The organism is Bacillus sp. 7884-1, assembly GCF_002272245.1.
Taxonomy (GTDB): Bacteria; Bacillota; Bacilli; order Bacillales; family Cytobacillaceae; genus Neobacillus.
In genome coordinates this window covers 1-11,030 of record NZ_NPDD01000047.1, presented here as the reverse complement: position 1 = coordinate 11,030, position 11,030 = coordinate 1, and the positions used below count along the sequence as shown (strand labels likewise).

Below are 11,030 nucleotides of genomic sequence, written 5' to 3'. Positions count from 1 at the left end.
CGCCATCACTCAACACTGAAAAAGCAAGGCAGCTGCCTGGCTCAGGTAATTAATTTTCCAATATATGGATATTAAGTTCATTATAAAGCGTAGATTCTAAGTTCAAGGTGTGTTTTTTAATGACCTTTTTTAGATAAAAAATCTCTTACCTGCAAAAATAGGTCCTTCACCTGCCAATTCTGTTCTCTTTCCTGCATAGATTCCATTTCACCTGCATATCCCCTTTGTTTATCTGCCTAACCAATTCACCACCCCCTAATGCACAAAAAAAGAGCCAGACACCGCAAGTGCCTGACTCCACCACAATCTATTTCTTCGCCGTAATCGTAGCAAGCATAGTATCCGCATTTGTTACTTCTACACCCTGATAATAGTGCTTCACAATCTCTTGATAATCCTTCCCATCAGCAGCCATACCGTTTGCGCCGTATTGGCTCATGCCGACGCCGTGTCCAAAGCCGCGAGTGGTAATCACAATGCTGTTTCCTTTCCGCTCCCATTCAAAGTCAGACGACCTTAAATCCAATTTTTCACGAATTTCTTTCCCGGTCAGAACCTTGCCGCTAAAATCTACTTTCGCAACCCGCTTGCCCGCGGTGCGCTCAACAATTTTTCCAAGTGTCCCGCTAGATCCAACCTTTACCCCTAGCGCCGATTCAAATTGTTTAACACTAATTTCCTTAACAGAATTAAACTTTGGAGATTGTTTATCCCATGGGCTTGAGACACTCCGCAAATAAGGCATTTCATTTGGCCAGTAATCCTCTGAGTTTTCGGTGTAGCCATTGCTCGTGGAGAAGAAGGAGGCGTCGATGGCCTGACCGTCATACGTCAAAATCTGCCCGCTCGTATCCCGAACTGCAGAAAGAATCTTCGAATAGTTCGTTTCAAACTCCATTCCCCAGTTTTCTCTCATTTCCTCCTCACTCAAATACACCTGATGAATTTGCGTGTCCGTTACCTGTGCACCTTCTGGAACACCAATTTTGTCTTTGCTAAGCATTTTTTTAACAATATACGTTCGAGCTGTTAAAGCTTGTGCCTTCAAGGCTTCCTCCTTGAATTCAACAGGCATTTCAGCTGCTACAACCCCGACAAGGTATTCTTCTAGTGGAACGTTATCGATTTGTCCTGCAGAAGTGCGGTAAACCGCAACTTCAACGGCGGAGTCTTTTGATGGATTGTCTGCAGTTTCGGAATTTGGGGCTTTGTTGGTTAGGTCTTCACCTAATTTGCCGCTTGCCTTCCCATCCCCGAACGGTAGCACTAGGATCGCTGGAATGAGCAGGGTGAGGGCAAATAAGAATGACGCTAGTAGGATGAGTGGTTTGAATTTTTTCATGTAGGAGCCTCCAATTATGAAATTTGCGCATCCGAACTGGGCGCTTTCTCATTCCATCATATGGAGGCGGACAAGCATTTATGACAAAAAATAGATGACTGAATTTTCTAAAAATAACATATAATAAAAAACCGAAGAATGCATCTCCCAGATACCCTCTTCGGCTGATTATTTATTTTAATTTTAAGCGTTTAAGTCCGTAATAAAGCTTTGTACTTCTGGGAAAACTTCTTCTGCTTCCTTCACTCGCTCGATATCTGCGCCTAGAGAAGCTAGTTTTCCATGGAAGTTTACATATCCACGATCTAAATGCTTTAATTCTGTTACGCGTGTGTTACCTTCAGAAACCAACCCTGTTAAAATTAGAGCCGCTGCGGCACGAAGATCTGTAGCAGAAACTTCCGCACCTTGTAAGTTAGAAGGTCCGTTTAAAATAACAGAACGCCCTTCAATCTTAATATCAGCATTCATCCGGCGGAATTCCTCCACATGCATGAAACGGTTTTCGAAAACCGTCTCGGTAATCATTGATGTTCCTTCCGCACGAAGCAGAAGAGCCATCATTTGAGATTGCATATCTGTTGGGAAGCCAGGATGCGGCATTGTCTTAATATCAACAGCCTTAAGCTTTTCAGGACCGATGACGCGAACGCCATCACCTTCTTCAATAATCGTAACGCCCATCTCTTCCATTTTTGCAATTAAAGATGATAGGTGTTCAGGGACAGCACCTTGTACCAATACATTTCCACCCGTAATCGCGCTGGCAACCATAAAGGTTCCCGCTTCAATACGGTCAGGAATAATATGATGTTCAGCGCCAAACAATACATCGACACCTTCAATACGAAGAGTGCCCGTGCCTGCGCCTCGGACATTTCCGCCCATTTTATTCAAGAAGTTAGCAAGGTCAACGATTTCCGGTTCCTTTGCTACGTTCTCAATAATTGTCGTACCCTTGGCAAGCGTTGCAGCCATCATGATATTCTCTGTTGCACCGACACTTGGGAAATCCAAGTAAATCTTTGCTCCCTTTAAGCGGCCTTCAACCTCCGCTTCGATAAATCCATTTCCTACTTTAACCTTAGCGCCCATGGCTTCAAAGCCTTTAAGGTGCTGGTCAATCGGTCTAGAACCAATCGCACATCCGCCTGGCAGAGCCACACGTGCACGACCATTGCGTGCTAATAGTGAGCCCATCACGAGGACAGACGCACGCATCTTACGAACGTATTCGAAAGGCGCTTCTTCTTTCAACACTCTAGATGCATCAACGACAACTGTATTATTGTCAAAGGCAACTTCAGCATTCAAGTTGCGCAATACTTCATTAATTGTGTATACATCGGAGAGTGTAGGTACATCACGAATTACACTTTTTCCGTCACTTGCTAATAATGTGGCAGCGAGTACAGGCAGGACCGCATTTTTTGCGCCTTCTACTTTAACCGATCCATAAAGCCTTTGTCCGCCGCGGACGATGATCTTTTCCAAGAGTATTCCCCTCCGCGTCCATTTTCTCTATATTAATATTCAATCGTAATGATTGGTGTGCCAACTACTATGGTAGTCCTACCGCCCAATCCTTCGGAGCGTATCCCAATTTGTAAATTCATGTCCTGCGCTATGGAGTCTGTAAACATCGGCGAGTTCGCCGATACAGACATGAAATTATCCTCTTTTAACGCTTCGATTTCTTTTGCTTTAAAAATTTCCATTAAATCACTTGCAATAGTCGGTACAGCCTTATCAATCTTATCACTGATACTACCCTTCATACCAGAGAAAACTGTTGGATTCCCTCGAAATATGTCAGATAGCCTATTTTTAAATTGATTCTTCGTGAAAAAGGACTCCATCTCCTCGTTCCACTTTTTACCACTGACCCTATATACTATATACGCACTTGCAGGTTGTTTTGTGTGGGTTGCCATAATTTGAAGCATTTCTGTGTGGTGTTTTGAAGTCGGAGAAACTGCTGTTACTTCCCATTTGTCGCTGGTCTCACTTGTCGACCAATCCCAATCAGGAAACTTTTGCTGAAGCTCCTTCACATATTCCTGCACTTCTTTCTCTGTACTCAGGTCAACCAAATGCTCCCTTGCATAAAACGACCATTCTTCGAGCAAAATATCTTCTGTTTGAAAAGCGCCGGCGATTCTTACCAAATCGAGCTCGCCGCTGGCCTCCGTCATCCGACTGCCAAGGAACACCATCAAACCAACAATCATCACTAAACTTATACTTAAAAGTACCTTTGTATTTCTCTTCATCTCTACTCTCCCCCTTACTACCATTGTTACCAAGGGGAGGCATAGCATACTTGGGAAATGTCGACACTTTTGGACAAGCTTTTTGATTTTGTGGAAGACTTTTTGAGAAATTACTCATTTATCCGCTCTAGATTGGTTCATTTGTTTGCGTGATGTTTTTCACATTTAAGCAAATTCGCATTGCTTTAACCAGATTACCATCTATTTCTAAGCTGTGAGCTTTGTTTACTTTTTCACACAAAGAGAATTGTACCCAATTTTTCCTGAAAAAGATACATGTACGAAGACCTAAATTTTTACCAGTTGTATGTATTGTAACATTAAGGGCAGCTGCCTTGACCATTGAAGGTAGTCTAGGAAAAAATTACTAACCGATGATCCAATAACAATAGACAACAATATATAAAGCAATCGTGCCTGAAAAATATGATTCGGTTTCAGCAGCTTATCCAAGCGAATCGACTGCAGCGCCCACCACGCCAACGCAATAAACACCAGGTGCGAGAAAATACTCAACAAGGCCATTTGTCCAAAATTCTCCATCTTATCACCCCTTTTGGTGCCTGTCACCATTTATGCAAAATACTGCCTTTATGCATAAAATAAGTGCATACCATACTGACGTATGAAATCCTAAAAAGTTCCACTTTTATTATAGCAAATTTTTAACGCATTAACTGCCTAAACACTGGTTATGTGGTAACAATCAGTGTTTAGGCAGTTAATAGGTGTATGTGAATTTAGATTCCATTCCAAATCCTGCTGATTCTTAATGGAACGTAAACCCTGTCCCCGTGTATCTCCTTATGAATAATCGGTTTTTTAAAATAATGCATGAGTGAGTGGCTCTCACTTTTTTTAGGTCTAGCTCGTTTACGCATACCTTTTAATTTCTCTACGCTTTGATCAGACTTTTTCATGATTATTTCACCTCTTATTTTTTTATTAACCTGAGATTAAGCCGATTTAGATGCGATGACAATGACTCTTCCATGATCCATTTGTTCTTCACAAAGCTCCGAAGCATGACCTGATAACCCCAGTGACTCTAACTTTGATCGCAGTTCATCTCCCCTGGAACGAAATACGTTGGCAATCGATTCAAGGACCCCCTGCTCTCCCACACCAATTGCGCTTATATTCAGTGCTTCTGTAAGATGTTCAGCACGGTTATGGTCATGAGCGAATAAATAAATTTCGTCCTTCGTAAATCCCTGCATCTGAAATTGAGCGATTTCCTTTCTTGCTTCGACTCCATTTTCTACAATTTTTAAAGTTTCCATTTTCATTCCTCCTCAAGCGTTATAGTCAGCTGATGTGTCAGCTTGTACCAGTTATATATCCACTCTGTAAATAAACGAAACCTATTTTTTTTAAAAGTTTAAGTGATCAGATATTGGGGTATTTAACCTTTAGTTATTTTAAAAAAGAATAATTGGGAGGTATAAAATGAAGAAAAAGGCAGAGTTAATTACAAAGATTAGTTTGTTAAAACAAAAAATCGATCAGTGTCTGGATAATCGAGACCGGGAAGGATTTATTCAATTATCTTATGAATTAAAAGTTTGCCAGCGTTATCTGGGAACGCTTATGAACAACAATGAGAACACCTTAATAGAACGTGTGGAACAAAATCGTGACAAGTTACTCATTTATAAGTTTAGAGGCTGAAAATGGCGGGTATGTACTAACCATACTCACGAAAAAACAGAAAGGAGAGATTTTCATGGGATTTATATGGTCATTAATTATTGGAGGAGTTATCGGCTGGTTGGCTGGACTGATTCTGGGGCGTGATGTTCCAGGCGGCGTAATTGGAAATATCATTGCAGGGTTCATCGGGGCCTGGATTGGTTCGCTTGTAGGCGGATGGGGACCTGTAATAGGGGGTTTTTACATTTTACCAGCACTCCTCGGTGCCATTGTTTTTGTACTTATCCTAAGCCTTGTGCTCCGAATGATTAGACGAAACGTATAATATAGGAAGAAATGAAGACTGCAAATGCTGCAGTCTTCTTTTTTTATGCTCTTAAAAAAGGCATCTGCGCAAGACAGATGCCTTTGAACTGTGTTAGAGGACACCCGAGAACAGCCTGGCAAAGGATTCCTTCCATTTAACGTCCAGCCCTCTTTTGTAAAAAGCAACCGGCCTGACCCGGCTGCAGTCTTTAAGGTCCTCTTCAAAATGACTAACCAGGTCATCAATGCTGTCGGTACCTGTTAAAAACAAATGAACCTCAAAATTCAAATGAAAACTTCGCAAATCGATATTTGCCGTTCCGATTGAGGCGATGTCACCGTCGACAATGATTACCTTTTTATGTAAGAAGCCTTTTTGGTAGGTGTAGAGCTCAATTCCCGCACGAAGAAGTTCCGGAAAATAGGATTGAGTGGCATATTGGGTGAGAAAACCGTCATTGCTCTCATGCACCATTAGCCGGACCTGAATGCCCTTTTTCGCCGCCACCCGCAGTGCCGTCATAATGGTCTGATTGGGAATAAAGTACGGTGTCGCAATCCATATCGATTCAGTTGCACATGTAATCATCGCATAAAAATGATCACCCATGTCACGGGTTTCCGGTCCAGTAGCGACCACGTGTACGCGGCCATCCCCCTCAGCCGGCAGCGCCTTGAGATAGCGGGGATCTTCAAACAGCTTTTCACCGCAGACATATTTCCAATCTAATAAAAAAACAGCATGCAGTGTCTGGACCGCTTCCCCTTCCAGCAAAACATGCGTATCACACCAAAACCCAATCTTGTTATCCTCCCCAAGATATTCCACTCCCACATTCAACCCGCCGACAAATCCAATTTTTCCATCAATGACAATAATCTTTCGATGATTGCGGAAATTAAACTTTTGCGTAAACCATCCGAATTTCAACGGCAGAAAAGGGTGAAGCTGAATCCCAGAGTCAGCCATTTTCCTTCTATCCAGATCAGAAAGGGAGTAACTTCCGAACGCATCGTAGATCAGCCTGACCTCCACTCCTTCCTTTACTTTATCGCTCAAGATATCCATCAGCTCCTGCCCCAGCCGGTCATAACGAAAGATATAATACTCTAAATGAATAAAGGCCTTCGCTTCCTTCAACCGCTGCTTCACCTCCTGAAAGGTTTCTTCACCGTTTTTTAAAATTTGGGTCCTGGTATTCTGGTTTTGATCCGTTAAAGTTACCCGTTCAAGATAACCGATAAACCCGCGTTGCTGGTCATTGAGCTCAGGCGACACCTCAACTGGCCGCTTTTTTTTACCAAGTGCCTCGAAGAGCTCGCGGTCACTGATACGCTTGCTTTTAAAAAGTTCCCCTTTAAAGAGCAATTGTCCTGAAAATATATAGAAAATATAGCCTCCTACCGGGACCAACATTAACAGGCATGTCCATAAAAGAGTTCTCGGTACGGAACGATTCTGAAGCCATAATTCTGCCACACTGTATAAAATGATACCTGCATACAAACTAAACCCAATTGCTTTCCACCAAAAAGGGAATCTTGTAAAAAGAACCATCCAGCAGCAGAAAAACATCATCATGACAAAGAATATCTCGATTCTTATTCTCATCCTGTTCCCCTCACAGTCTTTTTAAAAAGAAATACCCTCTGGAGGTAACTATCAAACATAAAAAAATGCCTGACTCAGGTCAGACATCTACTTTTTTTCGATAAATTTTTTCACTCGAATTAAATTCTGCATATTTCATTCCCTTTGGCATCCCTAGAATCGATTCTTTACTTCCCAGTCCAATGAATCCGCCGTCCGCCAGACTGTCATAAAATAGACCGTGGACCTGCTGCTGCAGGGCGTTATCAAAATAGATCATCACATTGCGGCATAAAATCACATGAAACTCATTAAATGAGCTGTCACTCACCAAATTGTGCTGGGCAAAGGTAAGATTCTCGTTCAAGCTGGGTGAAAAATAAGCAAACTGATGGTCCGTGGTATAGTACTCGGAAAACGCCATTTTCCCACCCGCTTTCAAGTAATTTTTCGTATATTGCTGCATCTTTTTAAGCGGAAACGCTCCCTTTTGCGCAGCCATCAGAGCTTTTTCATTCATATCTGTTGCGTAGATTTTCGTTTTTTCCATTAGACCCTCCTCTTGCAGCAGGATCGCCATGGAATAAACCTCCTCACCAGTGGCACAGCCGGCATGCCAAATCCTGACTTCAGGAAGCTCTCGAAGCAAAGGCACCACTTCGTTTCGAAAGGCGGCAAAAAAACTGGGATCTCGATACATTTCCGTCATCCGGATGGAAAAATCATTCAACAGACGCTCCAATACCCCCGGTTCGTGGAGCACTTTTTCCAATAAAGCCGTGATGGTCGGAAGCCTCTCCGCCTTCATCCGGTTTAAAATCCTCCTGCCAATTGAGCCCCTGACATAGCTTCGGAAGTCATATCCATACATATGATACAAGCCCTCAAGCAGCAATTTGATTTCAATTTCCTGAAGCTCATTTGGCTCCAGCTGATTGATGTTTGTTACGAACTCCTTGGTTGTTTCATTCAATCCTCATTCACCTGCTCGGTCAGCCACACCCGCATTAACGAGAATAACTGATTGATATTTAATGGTTTCATAATATAATCAGAAGCACCTGCTTCCATACACTTGTCCCGTTCACCTTTCATTGCCTTGGCCGTCAGCGCAATAATCGGCAGTCTTTCCATCTCCAAATCCAGCCTAATCACCTTCATCGCTTCATAGCCCCCCATCACCGGCATCATGATATCCATGAAAACGAGGTCAAAATCTGCTTGCTCCTGTAAAAATTCAATCGCCCGCTTGCCGTTTTCAGCCACTTGAACCTTCACACCCTTTTTCTCAAGTGCGGTTACAAGTGCAAATACATTCCGGCGGTCATCTTCAACCAACAGCACTTTCTTCCCTTTAAATAACTGGTCATCAGTAGCCTCCGCTTCCACCACCTCGACTGTTACTGTTTCTTCGCTAATCGATTGCTGGTCCTCTGCTAACTCGCTCACACTTACTGCTACCTCATCTAGCGCTAGTTGATCAAGCTGTAGAGGATATTCAGCGGCCTCCAGTCTTCCAGGGATATACAGGGTAAACGTGCTTCCTTTTTCCGGCTCGCTTTGAACCGTTATCGCACCGCCAAGTAAACGGGTAAATTCACGGCATATCGACAACCCTAAACCAGTCCCGCCATATTGCCGGTTAGTGGTACCATCCACCTGTTGGAACGCATTGAAGATAATTTCCTGCTTCTCCTGAGCGATTCCAATCCCTGTATCGCTTACCGATATGGCCAGTACCATTTCCTCCTCATCCAGTCCAGGCAGTAGTTCCTCCACCTTTTCCCGGCCTGCACGTTCAATGTTTACTGTTACAGAACCTTGCTCCGTAAACTTAAAGGCATTCGATAATAAATTCTTCCAAATTTGCTGTAAGCGCTGACCGTCTGTCGTGATCACAGAAGGTACATTTGCAGCTGTATGCACCTCAAAGGTTAGATTCTTTTTGGCTGCAACAGGATCAAACATGCTCTTCATCATTTGTGGAATTTCCGTCACGTTGACTTCATCGGTTAAAATTTCTATTTTACCTGCTTCAATTTTTGATAAATCAAGAATATCATCAATCAGCCGCAGCAAATCACTTCCGGCCGTGTAGACAACCCGAGAGGATTCCTTCACCTCTGAGCTGTCCATTTCCTCGTCATTTTCCATCAGCATTTGTGAAAGAATCAGAATACTATTTAATGGCGTACGCAGCTCATGAGACATATTCGCCAAAAAGTCCGTTTTATACTGCGAGCTCATCTGCAGTTTCCGTGAATAGTCTTCCAGTTCATCCTTTGCTTTTTTCAAGTCAAACGCCCTTTGTTCAGCGAATTGCTTCTGTTCTTCTAAATATTCATTGGTAATCCGCAGCTGTTCCTGCTGCATTTGCAGCTCTTCCGATTGGGCTTGAAGTTCCTCAGATTGAGCCTGAAGTTCTTCGGTTAACACCTGTGATTCCCCGAGCAGCCTCTCTACTTCCATCCTTCCGGCCACATTGGTAATCGCAAAACCAAACTTATCCTGAAGCAGATCTAATAAGGTTAAATGATGAGCCATAAACGGCTGAAATGCCGCGAACTCAACCACCGCTTCTACCCTGCCATCCACTAAAATCGGTGCAACCAATAGATTTCGAGGAGATGAATGACCTAACCCCGATGCGACTTTAAAATGTTCCTCGGGCAGCTTATCAATCAGGAAGATTCTTTTATCCATGGCTGCCTGGCCGATTAACCCCTCTCCTAAACGGAAACTCGCCGCAGCCCCTTCTTCCGAGACAATGGCATAACCTGCCTCTTTCACGTAACGAACTTCGCTGCCTTGATTCCTGCGCAGATAGACGACGCCGTAGACCGCTTCAAGCATAGGAGCAAGCTTGGTGATAAAGGCATGTGTCAATTCTGTCAAATCCGTCATTCCCTGGTACATGGTCGAGATTTCCGCCATGCTTTTCTGAACCCAATTCTGTTTCTCAAGATTGCTGAGAAGCTCGTTCATCGCTTCCGCAAGCTCGCGGGTTTCATCATGAGTACTGACCTCAATTCTTGTGGAAAGATCCACCTCTGACTCTCTCGAATCCGTAACACTTTTAATTGTCCGGACAACCTGCTTAATCGTTTTAACAATCGAATTGGACAGGAATATGGCAGTGGCAATGGTAATCAGAGTAACCATCAAGATGATGCCATACAATGTCATTTTTAAATTGTTATTGTCCTGATTCAGCTGCTCAACACGCTTATTTGTCAGGTTCGTTTGATTTTCAAGAAAGGTGTCAAAGTGCGTCCGGAGCTCATCTGTCATTTTTTTACCTTTGTTATTATTAAAAAAGTCGTCCAAAGCTGTCTGGTTATTTTCCTTTTTTTGATTGACCGCATATTCTGCAGAACTGGTGATGTAGCTCATAATCAGCGGTTTAATTTCTTCTAAATTTCGTTGCTGGGTCCCGTTATCCGCCAGCAAGGAATGAAGTTTATTGAAGTTGTCGAGCCAGTTCCGGCTAGCTGTATTGTAGGGCTCGAGGTACTCCTCATTGCCGGTAATCACATACCCTCTCATGCCCGTTTCCATATCGAGAACATTCTTTTGAATCTGATTGGCCAAATTGTGAACCTCGATATCATGCTGCGAGACGAAATCGACCTCTTCCTGCATAGCCGACATCCGATTCAAGACGATCAACAAGGAGACGACTAAGCAAACCAAAATGAATACATAGCCTGCAATAATTTTCGTGTGGATGTTGAAATGTAATCCCTTCATTCTCCGCTTCCCCCTTTGTAAAAAAAATAGTTGATTCTATCATATCGTTTCTAGCAATCTCACCCAATGGGAATTTTGTCCCAACCTGGTAGCCGAAAATACTCTCGGATAACCG

The 11,030-nt window shown here is 43.1% G+C and carries 12 protein-coding genes; 2 read left to right on the top strand and 10 right to left on the bottom strand.

Going from position 1 to position 11,030, the window contains the following annotated elements:
* Positions 1-307 precede the first annotated feature (307 nt).
* The 6 genes from spoIID to CHI06_RS06305 all read right to left on the bottom strand — a co-directional run bounded on the left by spoIID (position 308) and on the right by CHI06_RS06305 (position 4,898).
* Positions 308-1,342: a stage II sporulation protein D gene (gene spoIID, locus CHI06_RS06330; RefSeq protein WP_095247581.1), complete on the bottom strand. Its 1,035-nt coding sequence runs from the start codon at positions 1,340-1,342 to the stop codon at positions 308-310.
* Positions 1,343-1,525: 183 nt separating this feature from the next.
* Complete coding sequence (murA, locus tag CHI06_RS06325) at positions 1,526-2,836, bottom strand: UDP-N-acetylglucosamine 1-carboxyvinyltransferase (protein ID WP_095247580.1); 1,311 nt, start codon at positions 2,834-2,836, stop codon at positions 1,526-1,528.
* A gap of 32 nt (positions 2,837-2,868) precedes the next feature.
* Positions 2,869-3,615 carry a YwmB family TATA-box binding protein gene (locus tag CHI06_RS06320; RefSeq protein WP_095247579.1) on the bottom strand — a complete coding sequence of 249 codons (747 nt, stop codon included), beginning with the start codon at positions 3,613-3,615 and terminating at the stop codon, positions 2,869-2,871.
* A gap of 288 nt (positions 3,616-3,903) precedes the next feature.
* On the bottom strand, positions 3,904-4,158 hold the full coding sequence (locus tag CHI06_RS06315; RefSeq protein ID WP_095247578.1) for a DUF1146 family protein: 255 nt from the start codon (positions 4,156-4,158) through the stop codon (positions 3,904-3,906).
* A gap of 197 nt (positions 4,159-4,355) precedes the next feature.
* Positions 4,356-4,535, bottom strand: a complete 180-nt coding sequence (locus CHI06_RS06310) for a hypothetical protein (RefSeq protein WP_095247577.1) — start codon at positions 4,533-4,535, stop codon at positions 4,356-4,358.
* Positions 4,536-4,571: 36 nt separating this feature from the next.
* A complete protein-coding gene (locus CHI06_RS06305) occupies positions 4,572-4,898 on the bottom strand; it encodes a general stress protein (protein ID WP_095247576.1) in 327 nt (108 codons plus the stop codon).
* 166 nt (positions 4,899-5,064) lie between these two features.
* Between CHI06_RS06305 and CHI06_RS06300 the strand changes: the two genes are divergently transcribed.
* A complete protein-coding gene (locus CHI06_RS06300; protein ID WP_095247575.1) occupies positions 5,065-5,286 on the top strand; it encodes an IDEAL domain-containing protein in 222 nt (73 codons plus the stop codon).
* 55 nt (positions 5,287-5,341) lie between these two features.
* The gene (locus CHI06_RS06295) at positions 5,342-5,593 is read left to right on the top strand and encodes a GlsB/YeaQ/YmgE family stress response membrane protein (protein WP_095247574.1); all 252 of its coding nucleotides are present in this window, start codon (positions 5,342-5,344) and stop codon (positions 5,591-5,593) included.
* A gap of 93 nt (positions 5,594-5,686) precedes the next feature.
* Here CHI06_RS06295 and cls read toward each other — a convergent pair whose 3' ends face one another.
* The 4 genes from cls to CHI06_RS30375 form a co-directional block, all read right to left on the bottom strand.
* The gene (gene cls / locus CHI06_RS06290; RefSeq protein WP_095247573.1) at positions 5,687-7,186 is read right to left on the bottom strand and encodes a cardiolipin synthase; all 1,500 of its coding nucleotides are present in this window, start codon (positions 7,184-7,186) and stop codon (positions 5,687-5,689) included.
* A gap of 79 nt (positions 7,187-7,265) precedes the next feature.
* Positions 7,266-8,138, bottom strand: coding sequence for a CheR family methyltransferase (locus tag CHI06_RS06285; RefSeq protein ID WP_179292542.1), 873 nt, complete (start codon positions 8,136-8,138; stop codon positions 7,266-7,268).
* On the bottom strand, positions 8,135-10,807 hold the full coding sequence (locus CHI06_RS06280; protein WP_257009176.1) for a CHASE3 domain-containing protein: 2,673 nt from the start codon (positions 10,805-10,807) through the stop codon (positions 8,135-8,137). The genes CHI06_RS06285 and CHI06_RS06280 overlap by 4 nt, the downstream gene beginning before the upstream one ends.
* A partial coding sequence (locus tag CHI06_RS30375) for a hypothetical protein (protein WP_257009175.1) occupies positions 10,773-11,030 on the bottom strand: 258 nt, incomplete at its 5' end. The genes CHI06_RS30375 and CHI06_RS06280, both read right to left, overlap by 35 nt.

Bases quoted from the DNA above. Each gene is read 5' to 3' on its own strand.
- spoIID (WP_095247581.1), bottom strand. From the start codon at position 1,342: ATGAAAAAATTCAAACCACTCATCCTACTAGCGTCATTCTTATTTGCC.
- CHI06_RS06295 (WP_095247574.1), top strand. From the start codon at position 5,342: ATGGGATTTATATGGTCATTAATTATTGGAGGAGTTATCGGCTGGTTG.
- CHI06_RS06280 (WP_257009176.1), bottom strand. From the start codon at position 10,807: ATGCAGGAAGAGGTCGATTTCGTCTCGCAGCATGATATCGAGGTTCAC.
- CHI06_RS06300 (WP_095247575.1), top strand. From the start codon at position 5,065: ATGAAGAAAAAGGCAGAGTTAATTACAAAGATTAGTTTGTTAAAACAA.
- CHI06_RS06310 (WP_095247577.1), bottom strand. From the start codon at position 4,535: ATGAAAAAGTCTGATCAAAGCGTAGAGAAATTAAAAGGTATGCGTAAA.
- CHI06_RS06305 (WP_095247576.1), bottom strand. From the start codon at position 4,898: ATGGAAACTTTAAAAATTGTAGAAAATGGAGTCGAAGCAAGAAAGGAA.
- CHI06_RS06315 (WP_095247578.1), bottom strand. From the start codon at position 4,158: ATGGAGAATTTTGGACAAATGGCCTTGTTGAGTATTTTCTCGCACCTG.
- CHI06_RS06320 (WP_095247579.1), bottom strand. From the start codon at position 3,615: ATGAAGAGAAATACAAAGGTACTTTTAAGTATAAGTTTAGTGATGATT.
- cls (WP_095247573.1), bottom strand. From the start codon at position 7,186: ATGAGAATAAGAATCGAGATATTCTTTGTCATGATGATGTTTTTCTGC.